This is a genomic window from Streptomyces zhihengii (assembly GCF_016919245.1).
Taxonomy (GTDB): Bacteria; Actinomycetota; Actinomycetes; order Streptomycetales; family Streptomycetaceae; genus Streptomyces; species Streptomyces zhihengii.
The window spans coordinates 2183632-2208725 of record NZ_JAFEJA010000002.1 but is presented as its reverse complement, the minus strand read 5'-3'; the positions used below and the strand labels follow the sequence as shown (position 1 = coordinate 2208725).

Genomic DNA, 25094 nt, shown 5'->3' with positions numbered 1-25094 from the left:
CTCGCCGTCCAGTGTCTGCCAGTACGGGTGGGTGGTGAACGTCATGGACCTCGCGGTGGCCGGCACGCGGCTCCGGCCGGGGCCGTGCTCGATGGAGAAGCGGCGATCTGGCGCGATGGGTACCTGGACTTCGGCACTGTCCAGGCGCCCGACAACTCCCCGGTTCCCCCGGCCCGGATACTTGCCGAGCAGTTCTCGGCGTCATGTCCTCGTGCACCCCGAGCACGGCAACGTCCGCGGAAGCCGGTACTCGCAAAGGCGCCAACTCTTGCTCGTGGTCGGCGACCTCAGGCCGCTATCCAGACCCTGCCGGCCACCGGACGGCAATGGTCCTGTACGAAGCCTTCGACGCGCAGGGCGTCGAGGGGATCGTGGCGAAGCAGTCGGTGAGACCTACCGGGGCGGCTCGCGCGAGTGGCGCAAGATCCGGCACGCGGCAACCCGAAAACCTGGCGGGCAGCGCGGCAAAAACGTCGAGATCATTCCCAGCGCCGACCTCCACCGCAGACTCACCGGCGAACTCAGCACCCCCTGACACACAGCACCACACCACACCACACCACACCGCGCCCCGTCCCGGCCCCACCACCCGGCACGGGGCGCAGCCCGCCGCAGACACCAGCACCCCTCGCCAGGAGGTCACCCCGTGACAGAGCACAAACGCGCACCGGACGAGTCGCCCGCCACAGCGGGATGATCATCGCTGTCACGGCGGCGGCCAGCACGGCCGGCTGGGCAAGCTGATGCGTTCACGTAGCCGAGCAGGCCCACAGCCGGACAACCCACGCCCAGCGGCAGGTGCTTCGGGACGCCAGCCTCAGCCGCCTGCCTGACCCGTGCACGCGCACGGCCCGGCAGCCCCGCCGTCGCCGCACCGCGGAACTGGGACGACCGTCCGGCCCTCGCTACCACAGGCTGCTGCGGATCTGCTCGCGCAGCGTGGACCGGGTCCGACCGGTACGTCCATTGGGTAGTTCCCGGACGTCGAGCCGGTCGCCACTCGGTGGTGCTTTTCCTCACCACGGACGCTTCGCCGCGGCCTACCGTGCTGCCTTCGGCGTCTCCCCCTCCACCACTCTGCGCGCCGCTCCCTGGCCTTCCCTCCCCTCCGCGAACGGCTGCGGCAAGCTGGAGGGCATGAACACCCTGGAGGCCGTCATGGCGGGCTACACCGGGCCCGCTGCACAGCCCCGACGACTCGTCCTGCGGCTGCCGGGCGGGCAACTCGTCCTGTCCTCAGCTGTACCCGATGCACTGGCCCGCGCCGTGGCGACCTACCTGACAGGCTCAGGTCCCCGCGCCCGTCTCCCGGACGGCACCCTCTACACGAGCGCGCCCAGCTCACTCATCGCCGAGGTGGCCGCCCAACCCCACGCCGACGGCACGTTCGACATCCTGCGCGTCTACTGACCGGCCACCATCGACACCGTCCGCGAGCGACCTCCTGACTACGCCCGCGGCCCAAGGAGATCACCCGGCCCGCGGCCAGGCGGCGGCACTCCCGCATCGGCGGTGCGCCGCGGGGGTGAACACGGGACCTCACCGGCCGGGCATACGTGCCGTCTCATGGTCTCGCGCGCGACTATGGGTGCGCTGTCACATCAAACGTCTCCCCGGGTGACGTGACGCGTCCCGGGGCTCCCCGACCTCCCCGTGCGGAAGCCCCGGGCACCCGGCTGTGCGAGCAGAGCGTCGCGGAGGGCGCAGGGACGATGGCCCTGGCAGGAATTCCGCTCCGCAGGAGCCCATCCTCGACGCCTGCGCCGAATACGGCATCCAGGTCCTCTTCCTGTACGGAGACGCCGACCACGCCCACCGCCACACCCTGGAGAGGGCGTTCACGGCCGTCTGGGACACCGGCTGGCGCCTGGTCATCGACCTCACGCAGCTCACCTACGCTGACGAAGCCCTCCACGGCCTGCTCCTGGCTACCCGGACCCGCACCCCGCACGTCCTCGCCGGCACCCTGCCTGCCGTCCTGCGCCAGCGTCGCCATCACCGACATCCAGCGCTTCCTGCCCACCGCCCCCAGCATCGCTGGCGCCTGGGCACCGGCCCCGCTCGCGTCAGGGTGCGCCCGGGCGGCGACCGCGGGGGCAGGCCCCTTCGGTGCCGAAAGTCGTGTGGGAGCACGCCCCGGCGCGGGGGCCCATGCTCAACCGTGACCTCGGGCCCACAGCGCCATGAGCTGGCCGACGTTGGGCGTCTTAGGGTGAGCGACTCCTGGTGTCGGTGCTCTCCGCTACCGTCTTCGAGGTCCTCGCGCGTGGGGACTTGAGCCGCTCCCGCCTGACCTCTATGGGTGGTCAGGCGGGAGCGGTGATGCTCTGTCCCTGTTGTTCTCGGCACGGGGCAGAGCCCTTCCGGATGGGAAGGCCGACACCCGGGGGTGTCCTGTAACCATTGACGTGGGTCTCCCGTGGGATTGCAAGGAAAACCGGGAACTTCTACACGGCAGACGGACTGGTCGGGCGTCCTGCGCACCGGAACGGTCATCTTTGTGCGCTTTAGGCTCGGTCTGCGACTGCCATTGTTCCCTGAATCCATGATCACGTGGCGTTACAACTCCCCCGTCGTACAAGCTGGTTGCCCTTCCCCAGGGAGCGGAATCGGCACCCGCCACCCGTGGGCTTCCGGATGGGCCGCAGGGGTGCGGCCGACACCAAGGGAGATGCGCACATGACGCTCAACCAGATACTGATCGTTTCGCTCGCGGTGCTTGCGGGGAGCATCGCGATGGTCGCCATGGGACAGACTGCGGCACTCGCGGCGCTGGCCCCCCTCCTCGTCCTCGTCGTGCAGCAGCTTCCGCGAGGATCCCGTCGTGAGTCCCGGCGCTCAGCCGGTGGCCGTGGGGGCGACGCCTCCGGCGAGGAGGGCAGCGCACTGTGACGCCTTCCCTGGAGCCGCCGGCTCCGGCCCCGGAGCCTGCTCCTGTGCGGCCTGGCCGCAAACTCGGTCCGATCATGGAGGGCGTGGGCAGTGTTCACCGGGCGTGGCTGGAGCCTCTGCGTGCGGCCTACCTCGGCAGCGGGCTGACCATGAGTCACCTCAGCGTGCGGGTGCCGCTGGCCAAATCGAAGATCTCGGAGCTGCTGCGCGGACTCGGGCACTACCCGCGGTGGGAGATCATTTTCAGCCTGTCGGTGCCGCTGGAAGTGCCCAGTTGGCCCCTGTACCGGCTGTGGCGTCAGGCGGCGCTGGAGGCCCGTAAGTCTCCGGACTGGGTGGAACAGTCGAGCGACAGAATTCCGGTGACCACGGCCCAGACACCGCCGCTCGACCACCGGGCGTTCCAGGAGACGGTGGAGACCATGTACCGGCTGTACGCGCAGGTCTTCCTCGACGATGACCAGCGGGACACCGCCGTATCCAACACGTTCGACATCCTGTGGCTGAGCTGGAACGACGCGCTGGCCAGCCCCGACATCCGACGGTTCGCCTGGCAGGCGCTGCGCGCCACGGTGATGTCCCGTACCCCGCACATTGATGGACGGCCCGAGTTCGGGGCCGCGGCGTTCGACACGATCGCGTTGCGGCAGCTGTCCACCGAGGCGGCCCAGATGCATCAGATGGCGGAGAGCCTGCAGCTGTTCAAGGCCATGAGCTGGCTCCCTGAGCAGCAGCTCGACGTGATGGTCATGCGCCGCTTGTATGACTTCCCACCCGAGGAGGTCTCAGCGCTTCTCGGTGTGCCGCTGGCCATCGTCCGCTCCAGCGAGCGGCACGCCATCCACTTCCTGGAGAACGTCATCTGCCCGCCCACCGAGACCGAAGGGACAACCGCATGACACACATCGAAGAGATCCTCTCCCGGGCCCTGCTGGTCCGGGACCGCTCCGTACCCCGGGACATCGTGCCGCCACCCAAGGCCACCTACCCCGACTGGGACCCGGTCGCCCCTGCCGGCGAGCAAGCCACGGCACCTGTGTCCTCCGCTGCGGCGAAGGACCTTCGGACCCTGTGCGAAACCCTGGTCACTCACGCTCCCGCTGACGACGTGGCCGACTTCGTCACGGACCAGGTCCCCGAGCCCCGCAGCGCCATGATCCTCGCCTGCGTCCTCCAGCTCACGGACACCGACGACGGGGCCCGCTACTGGTGGCAGTACGCCTGGGGCGCTGGACAGAGTGCGGCCGCGTACTGCCTCTACCTGCACCACCTCTCGCTGGGGGAACAGGCTCTGGCTGCCTGGTGGCGCAGGCGCACCGACGACGACAAGCCGGCCGAGACATCAGAAGGACCTGCCCAGTCATCGCACCCGGCCCAGACCTGGCACCCCGCCAATCAGCAAGTCACCGAAGCTTCCACAGCCACCATGCTCCGTGTGCTGCAGCACCTCGCGAAGCACACCGCACGGCCGTACTCCGCCGTGGTCGTCGAGCTGATGGACTACATCCCGACCGCCGTCGCGTCCGGATACCTCCGCCAGCCCGACTGGGAGATGCCCCTCCCGGGCCCCGACTTCTCAGCCCGCGTCGCACGCCTCCTCGACGCCGCCACCACACAGCCAGACACCCGGCGGCACCGCCTCCCAGCCCGCACCCCCTCACGCGACCGGCATCCCGCACCCACAGCACAGCAGTCGGCACCCCCAAGCCCAACCGAGTCACATGAAGTGCCCACGGGCGCCCGCGGCACAGCGACCCGATAGCAGGCAGTCTTGGGGGCGGTGACCTGTCTAACCCGGCGCAGGGAGGGCCACTGCGCCGGGCATCAGCCCGGTGCCTCACCTCGATGAACGCGGTGGGGCACCGGACGGCTTCGACACTGCAAGAGGCCCCGCCCTGCGGTCGCGCGGGTGCGCCCTGCCGCGCGCCCGAGCTGGCATTCGCCGCCCGGCGCTCGGGCTTATGGCGCAGCGGTGTAGTTCACGACCGTCGTCTCACACGTCTCGCCGTAGACCTCGAGCGTCGCCAGCTCGGTTTCGTCGATCGCGAGGCCCCAGCGGAGCTTCGTGCCCACCCACTCACCGATGTATCGGCAGTGGACATCGGCGGCCGGCGGCAGCCACTCGGCCGGGTCACGGTCGGCCTTCGCCCTGTTGGACCGGGCGGTCACGGCGACGAGACTCGTCGCCGATCCCTGGTCGTTGGCGTACGCCTCCCGGCGCGCGGGCGTCCAGGTGCTGGCCCCTGAGTCCCACGCCTCGGCCAGGGGGACCATGTGGTCGATATCGAGTGAGCCTGCCTGGATGACGGTCTGGCCGTCGTAGTACGACGTCCAGGATCCGCCGCTGATGGCGCAGCCGGGGCCAACCTCCGGCGCCACGGTGGCTTCGGCGAGGAGCACCTCCTGGCGGGTGTTGCACCCGTCGGCCGGGTCGTCCCCGCCCGTCCAGTGCTTGAAGCTGCTGCGGGTGTAGCCGGTGCGGTCCTCGACAACGACGGGGAGCAGCTCGACGGCGTCGGCGAGCGGCACGGTCTCCAGGGCCTGGGCCGGTGTGGCGGCGGTGAGCGGGGCGAGGGCGAGAGTGAGCGCGGTGAGTCCGCGCAGCAGGTTAGTGATCACGAGGATGTGGATACCGGCCGTGTCCGCTGCGACGGAAGCGCTCGGGGTGCCCTATACCCGAGCGGGTGAGTGTTTTCACCTGGCGAAACGTTCCGCGAACCGCACATGAGGCTGCACGGCCGGAAGCAGGACTCCGGCGCTGGGCCTTCGCCGGGTGGAGTGTTTGCGAGGTCAGGGCCGGACGCTTTCGCGCAACGCTGATCAGTTGCTGCGGCTTTCGATCACTGAGGGAAGAACGGGGGCTGGTTAGCCGTCAGGGAGGCGAAGGCGTCGGGCTGCTGTCTCGCCTCAACGAGCACGTGGGCTGACCAGCCTCGGAACGGCGAGCCACCACTTAGAACACGGGACGCCAGCAGAGAGTCGCCGAGCTTGAGGACGACCTGGCAGCCGCACGCGCAAGCCATTACCGCATGATCCGCAACAAGAATCGGTTGTCAGCATGGAGTCACCCTGCTGCTTGGCCAACGTAGCCCCCACGGACGCGGGGGTGCTCCGCCGCAGCCGCCGGCCCGCTTCGCAGCGAGTACTTGCGGCCGACGACCGCCGACGAGCGGGTGAAGCTCTGGTTCGCCAGGCCGGTCTGGTCACCGACGGCCGGCCCCTCAGCAGCCACGGGCTCCGGGCCGGGGCGGCTACGGACCATGCCGGGGCGAAAGCATCCGTGAGCGAGATCCGGAAAGCCGGTCGCTGGGCAGAGGGATCGACCATCCCCGAGCGGGTGTACGTCCGGCCCGTGGAGGACGCGTCGAAGAACCGTTCGAGAACGTCAGACGACCCGCCTGAGCACCACTGCGGAAGCCGACTGAACGAGCTGAGAACGGCGCCTGATGTCGATGGCCAGTTGGGCGGGCGAACTTCCCGTGTACGGCGCCCGTGTCACCATCACACCCGACGGCGAGACCACCCTCGCCCGCGGAAACTGGACGGCCAGGCTGTAGCCCTTCGGCTCCGCTTCCCGCTGCGCCCCCGAGACTTGTCAATTGCAGGGGTCGCTGCACCAAAGTGATCAACTGACTGGTGTCAGGAGCTTGGCGAGACGCTCGGATGGGGTCTGTCAGCCGAGCGTTTTGCGTGGCCGGCCATTGAGTTCGGCGGCAACGGCATCCAGGTCCTCCCACTGTGGTGGGACCAATCGGTGCCCTTATGTAGGTACCGCCTCAACTGACCCTCCCACCGCAGGCACAGGACGAGGCCCGGACGGTGACGCACTACTACCTCCGCGACAACGCTCTGCTCGGCGCGAGAACCGACTGGACCCGGGCCGCCATAGCCACGTAACCCAGCCAGTTCGTCCTTCAGCCACGATCGGCCGCAGCCAGCACCACGTCGGCCAGGCGTTCCGAGGCGTCCGGCCGGCCCTGCTCCCGGGCCCGCCCGGCGACAGCTGCTCGTCGCTCCGGGTGCGTGAGCAGCCCATGCAGTGCCGACTGCAACGCGGCCGGGGATACGTCGTCGACGAGCGCGACGGCGGCCCCGGCCTCTTGCAGGTGCAGCGCGCTGTGGGCCTGTTCGTTGCCGGCCGAGGAGGCGAGCGGGATGAGCACCGCGGCTTTGCCGAGGGCAGTCAGTTCCGCGATCGTGCCTGCCCCGGAGCGGGATACGACGACGTCGGCGAGCGCCAGGACGTCGGGGAGCTCGGCGCCCGTGAACCCGGTGACGTGGTAGCGGGCCGCAAGCTCGGCGGGTAGCGCTGCCGCGGCTTCCCGCAGGGTCGCTTCGTTCGCTGGCCCGCACTGGTGAACGACGTTGGCGCGCTCCAGCAGCCACGGCAGGTTGGCCTGGATGTTGTTGTTGATCTGCACCGATCCCTGCGCGCCGCCGGTCACGTACACGGTCGGCAGGGCACGGCGGAACCCGTGCAGGCTCAGAGCCTCGATCGCCTTTTCCGCCGTTCCGGACAGCACCTCGGCGCGCACCGGATTGCCGGTTACGACAGCGGCCGCCCGCACGCTGTCGGGGAGGAGCCCGAGCGTGGACTCCGCGGAGACGGCGATGCGCGTGGCAGCGCGGGCCAGCACCCGGTTCGCCAGACCGAGACGAACCGTCTGCTCATGGACGACCAGCGGCCGCCGGCACATGCGCGCGGCCAGCCCGATGGGGATGGCGACATAGCCGCCGGTCGCCAGGACGACGTGGGGAGCGAAATCGGCGACGATCCGGCGGGCTTGGGCCACCCCGCGCGGCACATTGCTCATGTCCTTCACGTTCGCAGGCGAAACGAGCTTCAGGGGGTTCTTGGAGCGCCGGATCTTTCCGGTGGCGACTTCGGTGAAGCGGATGCCCTCAGCTGCCGTGACCCTGGCTTCCAGGCCTTCGGCAGATCCTGCCCACAGCACATCGAGTGCGACGCCTTGGAGCGCCAGCCGCTGTTGAACGGTACGCAGGGTGGTGAGGGCCGGGTAGGTATGCCCGCCGGTACCTCCGCCGGTCACGAGCAGCCTGAACGGGCCGCTATTTGCGGCCTGAGGGGGGCGGATTCGAGAGGGGTCGACCATCCACGGAGAGTAGCGCGATCACGTTCCGCACGATGCGCCATTCCGCCACCACGACGCCGGTGACATTGCAGGCAAACGCGGTCGTGGCGACGGAGGGTGTTAGAGAGCTACACCGTTGACGTTCAGGGAATGAAGGCGGTTGCGAGTTGCAGCGAACCGGAGAGACGGTGACGACCGATACACCCCCTCTTGACCCAGACGAGCGACCTTCCGGAGGCATCCCGGCGTGCGCGGGGAGCAGGTTTCCAGCGAGGGGGTGTGGGCCAGGCCGGAGGCCGTCGCGGGTGTCGCGACGGCCTCCGGCCTGGCCCGCCCCGCAGCAAATGTGCAGGGCGGTGGCGCGCAGTCAGCCGGTGGTGCAGGGGGCGCCGTTGAGCGTGAAGGCGGTGGGGTCGGCCGCCCCGCCGCCGGAGGTGCCGTTGAAGCCGAAGTCCACCGAGCCGCCGGGCGTGATGGTGCCGTTCCATGAGGCCGGGTGAGCGGTGACGTCCCGCCCGGTCTGGGTGATCCGGCTGCTCCAGTGGTGGGTCACCCGCTGGTCGTCGGCGAACGTCCAGGTCAGTTTCCACGGACTGAGCGGCTCGGTGCCCGTGTTGGTGACCGTCACACGGCTGGTGAAGCCCCCGTTCCAGCGGTCGGACGCGTAGTCGACCTCGCACGTGGCCGGGTCGGGATCCGTGGTGCCGGAGCCGCCGAGATCGTCCACGTAGGAGGCGATCCAGGCGAGCGGGGCGTTCCAGTTGATGGTCACCTCGTTGGTGGCCCAGGAGCCGATGTCGTCGATGTAGCACATCGCCGGAGCGCAGCCTTGGAGCTTGTCCTGCGCGACCGGGTCCTGGATGTCGGCGTTGGGGCCGGCGGCGACCGAGCCGGGTGCCGGGTTGGGCAGGTTCGGGTCGAGCTGGTGGGCCCAGTGCCGGTGATGCTGGTTGCGGGAGTCGCGCTCGCCGTGACCGGTGACGTACGACTGGTTGAGCGGGTTGCGGCCCAGCAGGTAGTCGAGGCCGCCCAGCAGGGCATCCCGGTACTTCGTGTTCCCGGTCAGGTCGTGGGCGACGCCGAGTACCACCATGTTGTTGAGCACTCCGCTGTTGGATCCCCACACGTAGTGGCTGTCCTCCGGGGCGTAGGGCACGCCGTAGGCGGCGGCCTGGGCGTCCGCGGCGTAGCGGTCGGCGCCCGTGGTGACCGTGGAGCGCACTGCGGCCAGTTCGGCGGTCGTCAGGCGGTTGTCCACGGTGGCCAGGGACAGTGCGCCCAGACCCGCGGTGCCGCCCCACCACACGCCGCCGCGCGGGAAGGTCTTGTCCGCGTCTCCGTGCAGCGGGGAGTCCAGGAGGTGCCTGCGGTAGTCGCCCTGGCCGGTGGTGACGAAGAGCTCTGCTGCGGCCCAGTAAAACTCGTCGCGCACGTCGGCGTCCTCGTAGGCGCCGCCGCCGACGTTGTCGCCGGCGTCGGCGTAGACCTCCGGGTGGGCCAGAGCGGCCTGCCAGGCCCTGGTGGCCGAGGTCAGGCAGCGGTCGGCGAAGGCCGCGTCGTACGGCCGGAACAGGCGGGCGCACTGGGCACCGGTCGCGGCCAGGTTGAGGGTGGCCGCGGTGGACGGCGGGTGGAGTTCCCGCTTCTGCGGGTCCTGGTGCGGCAGCAGCGGCAGCCCCGTCCACTTCTCGTCGTGGACCTTGTGGTGTGCCATGCCCGCCAGTTCCTCACCGGCGGGGACCTGCATCTTCATCAGGAAGTCGAGCTGCCAGGCGGCCTCGTCCAGGATGTCCGGAGTGCTGTTGCCCCGCTCGGGCACCCGCAGCCGGCCGTCGCCCAGGGGTTCGCCGTCGGCGTTCTCGGCGGTCAGGGTGCGCTCGTAGGTGGCCATGACCTGGGCGGCCGAGATGCCGCCGTTGACCACGTACTTGCCGTGGTCCCCGGCGTCGTACCAACCTCCGCGTACGTCCAGGCGGTAGTCGCAGACGCCGGGCTGGCAGGGCACGTCACCGTCGCCCTGGTTGGGTGCCGTGTCCAGGTGTCCGGCGGGTCGGGCGTACTCCTCGCCGACCAGGTCGGCGTCGATCTCGATGCCGCTGCGGTTGTGGTAGAAGTACGCCAGCGCGTCCGTGCGCAGCTGTGCGTACAGGTCGTCGCCGATGGCGAACGGCTCGCTCGTCTCGCCGGCGATGGTGACGGTGTAGTCCTGGCCGGCCCTGGTGAACTCGCTGAAGTCGAAGGTGTGCACGTGCTGGCGCGAGGTCGGGTCCTGGCCGAACACCTTGGTGGTGCCGGTGGCCGCCGCGGTGCCGGCGGGGGCGTTCAGGGTCCAGGTCAGGGGCTCGGCGGCCTCGGTGACGAACGTACCGCTCTTGGGTCCTCCGGTCAGGTAGCCGACCTGGTTGACCCGGACCGGTGAGCCGGTGTCCGGCTCGTAGGGCGGGGTCGCGGTTCCGCCCGTGAGTGAGACGTCGTCCAGGCAGAGGGTGAACGCCTGGTCGTGGCCGCCTGTCTGGAAGCCGAGCTGGGCGGCGTCGTTGTCGGCCTTCGCGGTGAAGGTGTGGGTGAAGGTCTGCGGCTCGGTGGTGATCTGGTCGGTCGAGAGATGCTCGGCCGTGTAGGGCTCGACGGCCATCTGCAGGGCGGTGCGGATCGCGACGGGGGCGGTGGCGTGCGCGGTGAAGCTCAGGACGTAGCCCTCGCCGGCCAGCAGGTCGACTCCGTCCTGCCCGATGATGGCGTCCCACGGGTTGGCGGTGCCTCCGACGATGTCGGCGCACAGCTCGCCGTCGGTGACGGCGGCCGGGCTGTTCGCCGTCCACCACCAGGGGGCGGCGCCGGCGGAGAAGTCGCCGTTGACGATCTGCTCGACGCCTTCGGCGGGACGGGTGTCCGGGACCTCAGCTCCTCCGGCAGGGGCCGCGACGAGGCCGGCGATCAGGACGCCCATGACCGCGGTGCCCGTGATGCGGCTCCTTCGGCGGTACGCGCGACGGCTGGGAGGCTGGGGTAAGCGGGGCAGATGTCTCACGCCTGGGTCCTCACTCGGTTACGGACAGACATGGGAGCGCTCCCATATCTGGGGGACGGTCGAACTGTGTGCGCCTGGAGGGAGCATGTCAACCCCTCGCGTCAGTTCCGGCGGACCTGTCAAGGTCTCGAGCGCGCGCGGCCACCCCCTCGGGGTCGGTCCGCAGCGACTGGCTGGCAGCTGGCAGTGGATGCCGCGGCCGCGGCACACCATCTCCAGGCGGGAACGCACTGCGCACAGCGATATGCACAAGCAGATCGAAACGATCATCACTGAGCGGGACATCCAAGACCACTGCTGTGCGCGTTCGTCCTCCAACTCACTCCTCGTCGGTCTCCCAGCATTGCCTGGGCGGCAAGGTCGACGGGGACAGAGTCGTGCCCCGGATGCTCGCCCTCGTCTCGCAGCAGTCCTGTCTCCCGTGACGATTCCCCACACCGTTTCGGGCACGTCCGGGCCCGCCGACCGGCAGAGCAACTCCTTTGCACCGGCACAGGCAAGCTTCATAGTGGTCGTGCATCACCTGGAGGAGGCGCTGCTTGTCCGTGGGGAGCGTGGCGGGCGGCTCGGAAGCGCACACGAGCGCCAGTGGCCCGACGCTTACTGTCGCTCTTGTCGCCGACCTCGCGCCGGGGAAGCAAGACCGCCCCGAAAGAAAAGGCCACCGCCTCGTCGACTACCGCGCAGACCACATGCGGTCGGGATGGAATCAGCAGCCCGCAGGTTGGCGGAGGTTACGGTCCAAGCACGGGATCTTGAGGCCACTAGCCCCGCCGGGCCAGGGCCGTGCGCAGCAGTCGGACGTAGGGGCTCCAACGGGCGGGTCGGGCGGTGGGCGCGGCGCGGTCCAGGCCGTCTTCCACCAGGGCGTTGTGGAGGGGGCGGTAGAGGAGGGGCCAGGTAAGGCGGGCTGCTCCCGTGGTGCGCATCGACAGGGTGTGCCGTAGAAGGGTGCGGTGCGCGTCGACCGGGATCACGGCGAACTCGTGGTATCCGTGGAATCCGGGCGGTCCGGTGAAGTCGAAGCGCACCCGCGCACCGGGCTCGTAGGCGCTGACGGTGTATCGGATCGGACCGTGCCCGCCGGCCGATCCGGGCGACAGCCCGCGGTCGAGCCGCATGGCGGGCCAGTGGCCGGAGGGCCAGAGCCGGTCCTCGGGCCCGGCGGAGAGGGTGTCGAGCAGCTCACCCACGGCGTCGGCGCCCGCCGCGACCAGACGTTCGTGCACATTCAGGACGGCCATGTGTCTCCCCGGGACAGAGGTCGAAAGTATATTAGAGATATCTCTCCAATATAAAATTGGAGGGTACTCTCCGATTCATGGCCCGGCCACCCCGTTTCGACAGCGACCAACTCCTCGACGCCGCCGTCCGCCTCGCCGCCGGCGGCGGGCCCGCCGCCGTGACCATGTCCGCCGTCGCCCAGGCGGTCGGCGCGCCCAGCGGCTCCGTCTACCACCGGTTCGCGGGACGGCCGGCGCTGCTCGCCGAGGTCTGGCTGCGGACCGTCGAGCGGTTCCAGGAGGAGTACGCGCAGTCCCTCGACCAGGAGCCCGACCCGCACCGGGCCGCCCGCGCGGCCGCCCGGCACGTCGTCGCCTGGAGCCGGGCCCACCCGCGGCAGGCCGCGCTTCTGCTGCACGGCCCCGAGGAGTTCGGGCAGGCCGACTGGCCCCCCGAGCACCGGGAGCGGGCGGACGGCGGCAACCGCCGCACTCTCGCCCGGCTGGCCGCGCTCGGCACGGCCCTCGGCGCGACCGGCCCCCAGGACCGCGAGCGGATCGCCCTCGCCGTGGTCGAGGTACCGCTGAGCGTGGTCCGCCGCCACCTCCGCGCCGGCGAGGCCCTCCCGCCCTACGCCGAAGACCTCGCCGAGGACAGCGCCGCCGCGCTCCTCGACCGCTTCGGCTGATGCCTGACCTGAAAGACAGGCCCCAGCAGCCCATGGCAGGCTCATGCCGCATGACCGACGAACGCGCGAAGGCAACCCTGCACGGGCGACTGCGGCGGGACCGCAAGGCGCTGCTCTGGAAGCTCGACGGCCTGTCCGAGTACGACGCCCGCCGGCTCTGACAGTGACCGGGACCAACCTCCTCGGCCTGGTCAAACACGTCGCCGGCGTCGAGGCCAGGTACTTCGGCGAGGTCTTCGGCCGGCCGTCCCTGCAACCGCTGCCCCGGTGGCAGGACCACGACGGCAGCGATCTGTGGGCGACTGCGGACGAGACGCGCGATCGGATCATCGAGTCCTGCCGGCGCACGTGGGAACACTCCGACACGACGATCGACGCGCTTGCCCTCGATACCCCGGGCCACGTGCCCTGGTGGCCGGAGCCCTATTCCGACACGACCCTGTTCGCCGTCCTCGTCCACGTCCTCGGCGAGACCAACCGGCACGCCGGGCACGCCGACATCCTGCGCGAAAGCGTGGACGGCCGAACCGGGATGCGCCCCGAACACGAAACGCAGATCGACCAGGACGCCCGCACCGCGCATTGCGCGAAGATCGAGCAGGCCGCCAGATCAGCCGCATCCGCCAAAGGCTTGTCCCGTGACACCTGACCGCAGTTGAGGTTTCTTCGGCCTGCCTCCACGACCTGCTCCTCGAATCTGAGGTTCTGCAGGTGGTGGTGGCGGCTGCGGTTGGGCAGAGGGCGGGTGCGGATCAGCTCAGGGCTCGAGCGAGTCCTTCGTGCTGAGCCGCCGAGGCCGTTTGACACAGTTGCACGCCAGGAGCTCGATACCGGTGGCGTCGAAGTACAGATTGAAGAACGAGAGTCGAGGCAGGTTGGTTCAGCTCCCTCGCCTCGCTCCCCCAGCCGTCGTTCACCTGGTGCGGCGCATCCTGATCACTCCTACGGCGAGGTTGGCCCCTCCGACGACAAGAGACCCGATTGTGAGCAGGGGCTGCAGGGGCGTGAGGTGGTGGCAGATGTCGAGGAGCAACTGCATGGTGGTTTCCCTCCCTTGATCTCCGGCGGCTGTTCCCCCGGGTTCGCTTGACTGTGGGGTCGGCGGCGTTCCGGGGGTGCGGGGGCAGGGCTTGGGGCGGGGAAAGCGCGGGGTATGGATGGGGGAAACGGGTCGGGCGGGCTTTCCCCGCGCGGGGAAGGGCGGGGGAATCGTGGGCAGGAACCTGGGGCCCGTCAGGGCGTCGGCGCCGGAGAGTTTGCGGACTCTGGCCGTGTGGCTGCGTTCGGTGGCAGAGCAGGCGGGTCTGGGGTCCCTTGCGGATCTGGCCGCGCGGGCGGGTGTCAGTGAAACAGTGACCAGTGAGGCGCTGCGGGCTGTGAAGCCCCCGACGGAGCGCACGGTGCGGTGTCTGCTCGATGCCTGCGGGGTTTCGTTCGACGGGCGTTGGAAGGCGTGGTGGCAAGCAGCGGTCAAGGCTGGCCGGTTGGAGCGCAGCGAGGTGCGGGAGCTGGAGCGGGCGGCTGCCGCCCGGATGGCTCCCGTGGTGGTGCGGCCGCGATCTGCGCCTGAGGTGGAGCGGCGGCGGCGTGTGCTGGCGGGGCGTGCGCATGTGCAGGCGGATGGGGACCTGCCGCTGGTAGGCCAGGTGCGGGACCGGGCGTTGCTCGGGATTCACGCGGCTGCGCGGCTACGGCTGAGCCCGGGGGTGGTTTTGGATGAGCAGCTGCCGTCGTATGTGGTGCGGGACGGTGATGCTGTGCTGCGTGGGCATGTGCGTGAGGGCCGGGATCGTGGCGGGCTCGTGTTGGTGTCCGGTCCGTCGACGGCGGGCAAGACCCGGTCGGCGGCGGAGGCGATGTGGGCGGAGCTGAGTGGCTGGTCGCTGTTGGTGCCGGTGACGCCGGAGTCCTTGGTGGAGTTGGCCGCAGGTCAGCTCGACTTGTCCCGAACGGTAATCTGGCTGAACGAGCTGGATGTGTATCTCGGTCCGGCAGGCCGGCAGGCGGAGGCCTTGGCGCAGTTGCTGGCCCGGCCGGAGAAGCCGCTGGTGATCGCGACGATTCGTGCGCATCAGCTGTCCGACTTGGAGGAGGGCAGCGGCTCGGAGCCCGGGGACGACGAGCGGACTGCGCGTGAGCCGGCAGGACGCAGGGCGGCTGCGGTCATACGCGGTGTGCTGGCGAGGGCCTGGCACGTGCGGATGGAGCGCATGTTCTCGGCCGGTGAGTTGGCCCGTGCCGGGGAATTGCGTGAGGACTCGCGGTTGGTTGACGCCTTGCGGGTGGCCGGCCGGTACGGGGTGGCAGAGGCACTGGCCGCTGGGCCGGAGCTGCTCCATCTCCTGCGGGCACACACCGACGCCGCGGATGGTCAGTTCGGCGGAGCGGCGCTGGTGCGGGCAAGTGTGGACGCTGCGCGCATCGGTTGGCGGTGGCCTTTGCCGCCGCATGTGCTGCGGGAGCTGTTGAAGCACTACGTCCCGTCGGAGCTGCGGCAGGAGGTCGACGATGCCCTTTTCGACCGGGCGTGGAAGTGGGCGCGCCGGCGGCGGCGAGGATTCAGTCGGCTGTTGATTGACGACGAGTCGGGGCAGGGTGTGCGGGCCTTCGATTACCTTGTCGATCATGCGCAGACACGTCTGCCGCAGGCTCCAGTGCCTGCGGTTTTGTGGTCGGTCCTGCTGAAGGCCGTCACGCCTGATGAGGCGTTGGAGTTCGGGCATCAAGCGCAGCGCTGGGCGCAGGCCGGCGTGGCGGTTGCCGCGTGGCGGACGGCGGCGGAGGCGGAGGCGTGTGGGCTGGCTGGTGATGCGGCGGGGGCGCTTGGGCGTCTGCTGATGGAGCGCGCTGAGCCCGAGGCGGCTCTGCCCTTTCTGCTGCAGGCCGCGGAAGGTGGCGACTGGTGGGCGGGTGACATCGCCGTGAACTGGTTTCTCGCGCGGGGGCGGTTCGACGATGCGCTGCCGGTTGTTCGGTGGCGGGTGACTGCGCACAGCACTCGCGGGGCCAAGCGGGACCTGTGCAGGGTTCTGGCCGCTTTGGCGCGGTGGGAGGAACTGGCAACAGTCGTGGAGGGTTTCAGGGCCGAAGACCGCGACATCGCGTCCCGAGATTCCCTTCGGGGTGCCGAGATTCTGGCCCGGTGGGACCCGCAGGGCGATCACCGTGCCGGCGACGAGGAGCTGCACCTCGCGTTCTCCCAAGCGCGCTACGGCTGGGACTGGGAGCAGCGGGTTGCGGCTCTCGTCGAGAGCCTAGGCAACACTTCTGCGGGGCAGACAGTGCCTACGAGTACAACGCAAGCACCGTCCGGTGAGGACAGCGCGGAGCTGCCGGTCGCGGCCGCCGTGCCGGCCCCGGCCGCCGTGAAGCAGCATCCCAGCATTCAGGATCAAGAGGCGGAGCTCCTCACCGGCACCACGAGCGACAGGTCGTGGGAACGCGGTGAGGCGTGGCACGGCCTCATCGGTCTGCTGTGGTCGCAAGAGCGCCTGGCGGAAGGCGAGGAGATGCTGCGGGAGGCCGCTGGCGGCGATGAGGTGGCCGCGGAGCAGCTGGAACGCCTGCTCCGCATGACCGGCCGCGATGCGGAGAGCAGGAAATGGCACCGTCGCGGGCACGAGCGGCATCGTCTCGACCGGCTCGTCGAGGAGCAGGATCTTGGTGAAGCCATGCGCCTGGTTGCGCTGGATGAGCGTCTGCGGAGCGATCTGGTCGAGCTGTGTGCGCAGCACGGACTGGCGGAGCACGCCATGACGCTGGCGGACCGGTGGGCCCGTGAAGGGGACCCCGCTCCCGCACTCGAGCTCTACCGGCGTGCCGGCGATTGGGAGAAGGTCCTGGGGGTGCTGCCCTTCAACGCGCCACCGGAACTGCGGGCCCAGGCGCTCAGCGACATGGACTACGGCATCGAGGCACTGGTGCAGCTCGAGCGCGTGGAAGAAGCGCAGCATGAAGCGCAGCGCCTGTTCGAGTCAGGACATGGCTCATACGCCTTCGTCATGGCAGACCTCATGGCCGGCCGGGGCCAGGCAGACGAGGCGGAAATGCTGCTCACCCGAGTGTGGCGAGAGGGAGTCGGCCACCAGGCTGCGCGTGCGCGCGATCGGCTCGGCGTGCTGCTGCACGGCATGGGCCGTCACCGGGAAGCCATCGACGTACTGCGGGACCTGTCGAGTGGACATGCTCCGGAGACGATGCCGCCAACTGATCCCATCGACCGCATCAGTCTGGCCAGGGCACTGGCCGCGACCGGAGCTCTCGACGAGGCGCTCCAAGAGCTCCGCACGCACTTGGAGCAGTACCGACCCTATGCGACGCACCGCATCTGGCGCACGCTTGCAGAACTCCTCGACGGGCACGGCCGCACAGCGGATACGGCGCAGACACTCCTAACAGTCGCGGCCACAGACCCCGGCGCCTGCTACGTCCTGTCCCTGCGCCGACAGCAGGCCGGGGACCACGACGGCGCAATCGAACTGCTGGCTGATCACTTCACTCAAACAGAGCGGTTCCAGGACGACATGCTCTGCTCCGTGAAACTGGCGAGGCTGCTGCACGATCAAGATCGGGTCTACGAGTCACGGTTCGTTCTGTGGCATACAGCTCATCTGAACTGGCTAGAGGGCGCCGGCGAGCTCGCCCACCACGAGATGTGGGACGAACTCGACGACGTGCTGTGGGCCGTGGACGCCAGCGGCCTGGTGCTACCAGACAATTTCCAGTACCTCCGCAGCCACTTCTCCCGAGGCGACCTCAACCTCAGCACCACGGACCGGTGACACCCGACCGAGGCCACCGTGGCAGCCACGAGCTGCTGCTCACCACCCGCACCCGGCCCGTCCTCGCCGGTACCCTGCTACCCGTTCCGCGCGCCCGGATCGCCATCGCCAGCACTCTGCGTTTTCTGCTTACCGCCCCCGACGTCGCCACCGCCATCACCCGCGGGCAACAGGGGGATGCCCCGCAGAAGCGGACAGTCACCCTCCCGCCAAGTCCAACGAGACTGATCTTCACGGCGACGCTGACCAGCTACGCCACCATCACTTGCCAAGAATCGTCCCTGGCCCACTTCCTCACGGCCGTGCAGCTCCCGCCGGATAACCGGGCCCTGACGCCGCCCGCGCCGCCGCCGTGGCCGCGGCTGAGACCGGGCAGCGCGCCCAGCTGATCGGGCCTGGCGCTCGCCGCATCGACGTCACGTCCGCACGTCGCGTCGAGCCCTCCAACAACGCGACGGGGGCCACCGCGGACGGCCGCCTCACCGCCATCGTCACCTACTCCCCGAACCTGCGCACCGCCCGCCTGACCGTCACCGTTGAATGGGCACCGGCAAGACCCTGCTCGCCCTGGATCGTATCTGTGCCCTGTTCACTCATCCCGGCCGCGCCGACACCGACCCCGTCCCGATGCGTCTGTCCCTCGCGATCCAGTACGCGACGACCTGACGGTCGGGCACGTGACTGGGCTCGTCGGCGCGTTCGCGGTCAGGCCCGCAACCGAGCTCGTGTCCGAGCTGGTCCTGTTGTCGGAGCTGGTCGCCGCCTCCTGGTAATCCTGCTCTGCGTTCGGAGCCGGCTGTGGTCTCCGGCGAGCAACGCGCCCGCGTGAAATATTCACCCCGGGCCCTCCTCTGCCGCGCATCGCGGCCCGCTCGCCATGCTCCGAGCATCTTGCGTTGAGCGGGGGGGGGGAGGACGCACGAACTCCGACTTCCTCAGAGTTTGCCACCCATGAGAACCACGCGATGTCCACCGAGCGCACGGGAGAGACCCTCGAGGAACCCGGCGCTGAAGGCGGGCCAGTCCCAGAACTGGAAACCGAGATAACCGAAGGCGAAATAGTCATCCGACCAGGTCCACGCGGTGAGGTCACCAGAGCGCCGACAATACGGGCAGGCGACTGCCGCGCTGCCTGTGTCGCTCCAGACGTTGATGGCTTCACCGAAGGGTTCCCACGCGCCCTCGATCTCCTCCATCCGGTCGGTGTAGAAATCCACCCGCCCGGCGCAGTGGGGACACACCGCGAAACTGGGTTCTCCCTGACCGCAGTCGAATACGGTGCGGCTGGTCTCGATCCTGAGCCCGTCGCTGGGCACCCAGTCCTCCTGATCGACCGCCTTGGCCCAGGAGGGACCGGGCGGGTGCCCAGACGGCGCCCCGAGTACACAGTCGGTGAGCTCGGCCCGAACTATCCCTTCCCTGACCAGCCAGTCGAGTCCGCTGGCTGCAAGAGTGCGGGTGTCCGCATGAACGGCGTCGAGGTCGACGATGGTCTGAAAGTAGTTCCCCATGAGGCAACATTGACATGCTCTCCGCCCTAGAGGGCGGGGATTCCCGTCTGCCTTCCGGTGGTCACCGGCTGGGGCTTCGGGTGGGTTCCTGTTTCTTCGCGCTGTGCCGGGATGAGTCCCGGTCTTACCCGCGCTCCGCAGGCAGTGACCGCCAGTCCGGCGGCCTTGGCGACGTTGATGGCCGCGTTGATGTCCCGGTCCAGGACGGTCCCACACGCCCTGCACGTCCATACCCGGACGTGCAGGGGCTTGGGGCCGTCCTTGACGCCGCAGGCCGAGCAGACCTGAGACGTGGGCTCGAAGCGTCCGATGCGGTGGAAGGCGCGGCCGTACAGGGCGGCCTTGTACGCCAGCATCGCGGTGCACGCCGACCATCCGGCGTTTCGAACGGACTTCGCGAGACGCGTACGGGCGAGTCCCTTGACCGCCAGGTCTTCCACTGCGACCGCTTGGTTCTCGCGGATCAGCCGGGTGGAGAGCTGGTGGTGGAACTCGCGCCGCGCATCGGCAGTCCGTGCGTGGGCGCGGGCAACCCTGATCCGGGCCTTCGCCCGGTTCTTGCTGCCTTTCGCCTTCCGGCTCAGGTTCCGCTGCGCTCTTTTCAGCTTCTTCTCGGCCCGGCGCAAAAAGCGCGGGGAGTCGATCTTCGTGCCGTCGGAGAGGATCGCGAAGTGGGTCAGGCCCAGGTCGATGCCGACCGTCGCGTCCGTGGCGGGCAGCGCCCCGGGGCCGGTCTCGACCAAGTTGGGGGCTACGAGCCGCCACTGGCACAGGTGAGGGTTCGTCCACAAGCCGCTGCCGACGACGCGGGAACCCGCTGGATCGAGCCGGTAGTCGAGTGCCAGGGCGACAGCACCTCCGGGCTGCGGCTCACGGCGATCAGGACGGCCTGTTCCACGTCGAGCCAGGGAAGTGCGAGAGGACCGACGACCCGCTCTGCGCCTCGGGGAAGAAGACGCAGAGCGGGTCGTCGGCGAACATGTCCATCGACCGGGACTGCCACTCCATCTGCTCCGGATCCGGCAGGAAGACGAGCGGATCCTCGAACCACGGGAGGAACTTGCCCCCCACGGCATCACCAGGGTGCCGCCACGAACCGTGTTCCATGAGCGAGTTGAGGGTGAAAGGAGCAGACCACGAACCGTCGAAGGCGCCATGCCGTGCAGCATCACGCGACGGACAGCTCCTGGGAGAGACGCTGGAGTCCCGTTACTGCTTGTGGCCGTTGCCGTGTCCATTGGGATGGAGGACTACCTTGGTCCAGCCGTCGTCACGGGCATCGAAATGCTCGTATGCGGTGGCGGCTTCATCGAGGCTGAGTTCGTGGGAGACGAGGAAGCTTGGGGTTGCTTTCCCGCCGGCGATGAGGTCACGCAGCGCCCGGTTGTACTTCTTTACCGGTGCCTGCCCGGTGCCCATGCGCTGGCCCTTGAACCACATCATGCCGAAATCGATCGGGATCTTGCCCTGCGCCTCGAGCTCCCCCTGGGCTTCGGCGCCACCGGGGTCCTGGGGTAGGAAGACGCCCACCACGCCGAGGTTGCCTGTGAACCTGACCGAGTCGATGAGTCCGTTGAGCGTGAGGCTGGCGTCCTCCTGCCCCTGGGGGTCGTGTGCCTGGTAGCCGACGCATTCGCAGCCGTTGTCAGCGCCCAGACCGAGGGTTGCCTCCTTGACGACTTCCGCCGGGTCCTGCTGAGCGGTGTTGATGGGGATGGCTCCGATTTCCTCTGCCGTGCGCAGTCGGTCCGGTTGGTGGTCGGCTACCCAGACGCGGCCAGCGCCCTTGAGTATGGCGGAGTAGGCCGCCATGAGGCCGACGGGACCGGCGCCGAAGACGATGGTCTGGTCGCCAGGTTTGACGTGGGCCATCTCGGTGGCGTGGTAGCCGGTGGGAAAGATGTCGGCGAGCATGACGTAGTCGGTCTGCCGTTCGGCGGCGTCCTCTCCGAGGCGCAGTGCGTTGAAGTCGCCGTAGGGTACGCGCAGTAGCTCCGCCTGGCCGCCCTGGTAGGGGCCCATGTCGGCGAATCCGTAGGCCGCCCCGGCGAGGGAGGGTTCAGGTTGCATGGTCAGGCAGTAGTTGGTCAGGCCCTGCTCGCACTGCTTGCAGAAGCCGCAGGCGATGTTGAAGGGCAGGACCACATACTCGCCGACTTTGACTTTGCTGACTGCCGAGCCGACCTCCACGACCTGGCCCATGTTTTCGTGGCCCAGGGTGCGGCCGGACTCGAACGAGGTGCGGCCTTCGTACATGTGCAGGTCCGAGCCGCAGATGTTGGTGGTGGTGATCTTGACGATGATGTCGCAGGGGTGCTCGATCTTCGCGTCCGGTACGTCCTTCACTGTGACCGTTCGCGGTCCTTCATATACCGCTGCTTTCATGATGGCTTCCCTCGCTGCTGCGGCATGCTTTGAGCATGCTGTTATGGATGCTGCAGATCCGGGTCTTGGGGGTTGGTGCGAGGACTTTTGGCTCCGGTTGTGCTCGTGGGTGCCGCTCATCTGATTCTGACGATTGTGCGCCACCGGCCCGTCCAGCGGATCTCGCGTGGCGTACCGCTCGAGTCACCGCTGGCCCCGACGCTAAACACCGCCGGCCGATCGATCTGCGGAATCTGCGTATCGGGATGGCCACCCGCTAGTCACTTTGTTTGTCCTGGAGCGCGTGTCGTCGTTCCTGTTCGCGCTTGGAGTAGGCGGCGGCCCGAATTGCTTCGTTGCTCTCGAGGCCGGATCCCAGCGCGCCGCCCACAGTGGCGACGGAAGCGACGAACCAGGACAACGTCCAGTAGTCCGTCGCGTGCAGTGGGGTTCGGGTCATGGAAGCGAACACTTGGTCATTGAGGATGAACAGTGCCCATAGCAAGTTGATGGCCATCAGGCCCGCGTAGCAGACGATCACCCCGATGGCGACGGTGAGCACTGTCGAGGCGTTGTAGAGGGCCGTCTTCTTCTTGTCCTCCGGTGAAGTGTCTGTCGATCGGTGCCACAGCTGCGCGTCGATGATCAGCCAGCCGATCATGAGGGTGACGGATCCGACCATCGCGATCACGAGGCGTGGTGCGCTCAAGGCCTGCGCCAGGCTCCATACCGTGGAGTTCACGGTGGCGATAGCGCCCGTGGTGAGTGCGGCTGCCAAGGCCTTCTTCAGGCCGGGTACCAGTCGCCATGGCCGGTTGGCGCGGACCATTCCGGCGAGGACGGTCAGGTATCCGCGTGGCCCGCTGACGACGAATCGCAGATCGGCGGTCTCCTCCTCGCTGACCGGTCCTGGGCCGATCGGGGTGAGACGACCGGCAGCAGGTCCCGGCGGCGAGTGGCCTTGCGGAGGCCCTTCAGTCTCTGGGGCATGCGGGCCCGTCAAAGCGAGCACGGCTTCCTCCACTGCCCGCCGGGCCCTCCTGTGCAGGCGAAAGCCCCCCAGTGAGGGCAGGGACAGCAGGGCTAGGTGTATTGATCACGAGCGTTGTTGACGCCGGTCTGGCCTTGATCATGGCGAAGACCTCCGGTGTGGTGGGAGCTGTCTAGGAACTCACCGCACGGAGGTCTTCGTGTCCCACCGTAATGCCCGGCTGACCGTCTTCGGTAGGAGACTGCTGGTCGAACGTGTCTGCTCAGGCCGTCCGGTCGCTCATGTGGCCGCCGAGATGGGTATCTCCCGGGCTACCGCCCACAAATGGACCCGCCGGTGGCGGACGGAGGGCGAGGCGGGTCTTCACGACCGGTCGAGCCGACCTCACACGACGCCCCACCGGACCGCGTCCGCGGTGGAAGACCGCGTCTGCGACCTGCGGCAGAGCCGCAAGCTCGGCCCGGCCCGGATCGGCCCGATCCTGGGCCTTCCCGCCTCGACCGTGCACCGGATCCTGGTCCGTCACGGCCTGAACCGGCTGGCCTGGCTCGACCGGCCCACCGGAGAGCCGATCCGACGCTACGAACGGGCCAGGCCCGGCGAGCTGGTCCACGTCGACATCAAGAAACTCGGCAACATCCCCGACGGCGGCGGATGGCGAACCGTCGGCAGGACCACCGGCGACCGCAACCGCCAGGCCACCACCACCGAGCGCAAGAGCTGCAGCCCGGTGATCGGCTACAGCTACATCCACTCCGCCGTCGACGACCACTCCCGCCTGGCCTACAGCGAGGTCCTGCCCGACGAACGCCAGCACACCGCCATCGCCTTCTGGCAACGCGCGAACGCGTTCTTCGCTGACCACGGCATCAGTGTCGAACGAGTCCTGACGGACAACGGCTCCTGCTACAAGTCGAAGCTGTTCACCCAGAGCCTGACCGCGGCCGGCATCACCCACAAGAAGATCCGGCCCTACCGGCCGCAGACCAACGGCAAGGTCGAACGCTTCAACCGGACGCTCCTGGACGAGTGGGCCTACCTGCGGCCCTACACCTCGAACCACGAGCGGACAGCGGCTCTGTCAGACTTCCTCCACACCTACAACCACCACCGCTGCCACACCGCACTCGACGGACACCCGCCCATCAGCCGTGTCAACAACACTGCGGGTCAATACACCTAGGCCGTGCTCGTGGCTGAGATCCACGACAATCTTGCGCCCGTGTGCGTGCAGCGGAAGGTCGGTGAGGGCGATGACGATGTCCCAATTTTCCTCACGGCTGCGATCCATGATCCGACGCATCAATGTGGGCAGGTCTTCGGTGCCCGCGGTGAAGGGCTCACTGGCCACGTGCACCTCGAATCGCTGCCCCTGTCCCGAGCGGTCGGCGAGCCGAGAAGGAAGTGCGCCGGCTATGCGCTGCGCGATCTCCGTCGGCGCATCTGGATCCGCCAGGAGAGTGACGACCGTAACGCTCTGGGATGACACGCGCATGATGGGCCTCCTCGTCGGCTGCCCCCGAATGGCAAGTGCCCGCGCGATGCCGGAGGTAACGTCGCGTGTGTGATGCACCGCGCCGCACGGGCACCCCGGCGCTCATGGATGCCTTGTCACCCGGGTAGCGCGGCGTCACCTCTGACCGCCGGCGGATCCTCGCTGTGGCGGTGCCTACCGTGAGGAAGATGGTTGTTGCCTGCGCTTGGATGGCAGCTGGTGCTGTTCATCGTGACCGGGCTGCTTCACACTGTCCGTCTCACCATGCGGAACCGGACCCTCGTGGGTGGGCCATTCCCTGATCGTCGGCATCCGGCACCGTGCTCATAGCCACGGCCGAGGCGGAGTAGACCTGCCGGTGGCACGCCTAAGGGATCGACGTGTTCATTCTGGCCGGGCTGATTTTCGTCGTGGTGACAGCGGTGTGCGTGTGGCGGAGCTCGAGCGTCTAGCGGCGCTTGACGCCCTGGAGACTTTCGCGTCGCAAGGCGAGGTGCTGAGCGCTGTCGGAGCCGTCTGCCCCCATCCTGGTACACCTGACCTACTCATCGCCTTCCGCGGCCGAGGCTGCCCGCGCCCGCTGCTGCTCGCGAGCGGAGCTGATGTCCCGTTCCAGATGTGTTCTGCTCACGGCCGTTGCAAGGTCCTCGTAAGGCCCTTGCAGTTCTGCCCCGCGTCGCACTACGGGGCTCCGATCCTCTGGGGTCCTTTCCTGCGGGCGATGACACCCTTGAACTCCCCCGGCGCTTCGTCCGATAGGTCACGAGACTGCGTCCGCGGCGTCGGTGCTGGGCGGGCGAGAGGGGCGCTCTCCCGCCCACCAGGTGTTGGACGCGTTGTACGCGGCGTGGTCGACCATGGCGGCCGGAGGCGGGAGCGGCGCGTTGGTGAGATCGGAATGCCGAACCGGCTCCGGATCGCGATATCCACAACCGGCCGCCGCAGGAGTGGGCCCAGTCCTTCGAGGCACCTGTGGTGATGGCGCAGCGGACCCGAAATGCCTACCAGAGCAGGATGAACGCTC

The 25094-nt window shown here is 68.8% G+C and carries 17 protein-coding genes and 4 pseudogenes; 11 read left to right on the top strand and 10 right to left on the bottom strand.

Annotated elements, in window-relative coordinates:
- Positions 1-1137 precede the first annotated feature (1137 nt).
- The 4 genes from JE024_RS37105 (at position 1138) to JE024_RS37090 (ending at position 4654) form a co-directional block, all read left to right on the top strand.
- Positions 1138-1410, top strand: coding sequence for a hypothetical protein (locus tag JE024_RS37105; protein ID WP_205378223.1), 273 nt, complete (start codon positions 1138-1140; stop codon positions 1408-1410).
- Positions 1411-2679: 1269 nt separating this feature from the next.
- The gene (locus JE024_RS37100) at positions 2680-2892 is read left to right on the top strand and encodes a hypothetical protein (RefSeq protein ID WP_205378222.1); all 213 of its coding nucleotides are present in this window, start codon (positions 2680-2682) and stop codon (positions 2890-2892) included.
- Positions 2893-2966: 74 nt separating this feature from the next.
- Positions 2967-3791, top strand: coding sequence for a sigma factor-like helix-turn-helix DNA-binding protein (locus JE024_RS37095; RefSeq protein ID WP_244883651.1), 825 nt, complete (start codon positions 2967-2969; stop codon positions 3789-3791).
- On the top strand, positions 3788-4654 hold the full coding sequence (locus JE024_RS37090) for a hypothetical protein (RefSeq protein WP_205378220.1): 867 nt from the start codon (positions 3788-3790) through the stop codon (positions 4652-4654). The genes JE024_RS37095 and JE024_RS37090 overlap by 4 nt, the downstream gene beginning before the upstream one ends.
- A gap of 197 nt (positions 4655-4851) precedes the next feature.
- Here the strand turns inward: JE024_RS37090 and JE024_RS37085 are convergent, their stop codons facing one another.
- The 5 genes and pseudogenes from JE024_RS37085 to JE024_RS37070 form a co-directional block, all read right to left on the bottom strand.
- Positions 4852-5511 carry an HNH endonuclease family protein gene (locus JE024_RS37085; protein ID WP_205378219.1) on the bottom strand — a complete coding sequence of 220 codons (660 nt, stop codon included), beginning with the start codon at positions 5509-5511 and terminating at the stop codon, positions 4852-4854.
- A 1054-nt stretch (positions 5512-6565) separates the two neighbouring features.
- Positions 6566-6678 (bottom strand): annotated as a pseudogene (locus tag JE024_RS41540) (IS30 family transposase); the annotation flags it as partial.
- Positions 6679-6806: 128 nt separating this feature from the next.
- On the bottom strand, positions 6807-8006 hold the full coding sequence (locus tag JE024_RS37080; RefSeq protein ID WP_205378218.1) for a UDP-N-acetylglucosamine--N-acetylmuramyl-(pentapeptide) pyrophosphoryl-undecaprenol N-acetylglucosamine transferase: 1200 nt from the start codon (positions 8004-8006) through the stop codon (positions 6807-6809).
- A 346-nt stretch (positions 8007-8352) separates the two neighbouring features.
- Positions 8353-10935, bottom strand: a complete 2583-nt coding sequence (locus JE024_RS37075; RefSeq protein WP_205378569.1) for a glycoside hydrolase family 9 protein — start codon at positions 10933-10935, stop codon at positions 8353-8355.
- Positions 10936-11780: 845 nt separating this feature from the next.
- On the bottom strand, positions 11781-12260 hold the full coding sequence (locus tag JE024_RS37070) for an SRPBCC family protein (protein ID WP_205378217.1): 480 nt from the start codon (positions 12258-12260) through the stop codon (positions 11781-11783).
- A 77-nt stretch (positions 12261-12337) separates the two neighbouring features.
- On the opposite strand from JE024_RS37070, the gene JE024_RS37065 reads away from it, so the two are divergent.
- The 5 genes and pseudogenes from JE024_RS37065 (at position 12338) to JE024_RS42015 (ending at position 18375) form a co-directional block, all read left to right on the top strand.
- Entirely contained in the window at positions 12338-12928 is a 591-nt protein-coding gene (locus JE024_RS37065) for a TetR/AcrR family transcriptional regulator (RefSeq protein WP_205378216.1), read from the top strand.
- Between the two features lie 50 nt (positions 12929-12978).
- Positions 12979-13577 (top strand): annotated as a pseudogene (locus tag JE024_RS37060) (DinB family protein).
- A 562-nt stretch (positions 13578-14139) separates the two neighbouring features.
- Entirely contained in the window at positions 14140-17709 is a 3570-nt protein-coding gene (locus JE024_RS37055) for a hypothetical protein (protein ID WP_205378215.1), read from the top strand.
- Positions 17706-18098, top strand: coding sequence for a hypothetical protein (locus JE024_RS37050; RefSeq protein ID WP_205378214.1), 393 nt, complete (start codon positions 17706-17708; stop codon positions 18096-18098). The genes JE024_RS37055 and JE024_RS37050 overlap by 4 nt, the downstream gene beginning before the upstream one ends.
- 151 nt (positions 18099-18249) lie before the next feature.
- The gene (locus JE024_RS42015; RefSeq protein WP_280521588.1) at positions 18250-18375 is read left to right on the top strand and encodes a hypothetical protein; all 126 of its coding nucleotides are present in this window, start codon (positions 18250-18252) and stop codon (positions 18373-18375) included.
- 269 nt (positions 18376-18644) lie between these two features.
- On the opposite strand, the gene JE024_RS37045 is transcribed toward JE024_RS42015, so the two are convergent.
- From JE024_RS37045 to JE024_RS37025, 5 genes and pseudogenes are all read right to left on the bottom strand, one after another.
- Positions 18645-19220: a hypothetical protein gene (locus JE024_RS37045; protein ID WP_205378213.1), complete on the bottom strand. Its 576-nt coding sequence runs from the start codon at positions 19218-19220 to the stop codon at positions 18645-18647.
- A 26-nt stretch (positions 19221-19246) separates the two neighbouring features.
- Positions 19247-19963 (bottom strand): annotated as a pseudogene (locus JE024_RS37040) (RNA-guided endonuclease TnpB family protein); the annotation flags it as partial.
- Positions 19964-20099: 136 nt separating this feature from the next.
- Positions 20100-20291: a hypothetical protein gene (locus JE024_RS37035; protein ID WP_205378212.1), complete on the bottom strand. Its 192-nt coding sequence runs from the start codon at positions 20289-20291 to the stop codon at positions 20100-20102.
- A 138-nt stretch (positions 20292-20429) separates the two neighbouring features.
- On the bottom strand, positions 20430-21605 hold the full coding sequence (locus JE024_RS37030) for a glutathione-independent formaldehyde dehydrogenase (protein WP_205378211.1): 1176 nt from the start codon (positions 21603-21605) through the stop codon (positions 20430-20432).
- Positions 21606-21861: 256 nt separating this feature from the next.
- A pseudogene (locus JE024_RS37025) lies at positions 21862-22671 on the bottom strand (hypothetical protein); the annotation flags it as partial.
- A gap of 103 nt (positions 22672-22774) precedes the next feature.
- Between JE024_RS37025 and JE024_RS37020 the strand changes: the two are divergent.
- Positions 22775-23758, top strand: a complete 984-nt coding sequence (locus tag JE024_RS37020) for an IS481 family transposase (RefSeq protein ID WP_205371595.1) — start codon at positions 22775-22777, stop codon at positions 23756-23758.
- A gap of 9 nt (positions 23759-23767) precedes the next feature.
- On the top strand, positions 23768-24061 hold the full coding sequence (locus JE024_RS37015; RefSeq protein WP_205378210.1) for a hypothetical protein: 294 nt from the start codon (positions 23768-23770) through the stop codon (positions 24059-24061).
- The last annotated feature ends 1033 nt before the right edge of the window (positions 24062-25094 follow it).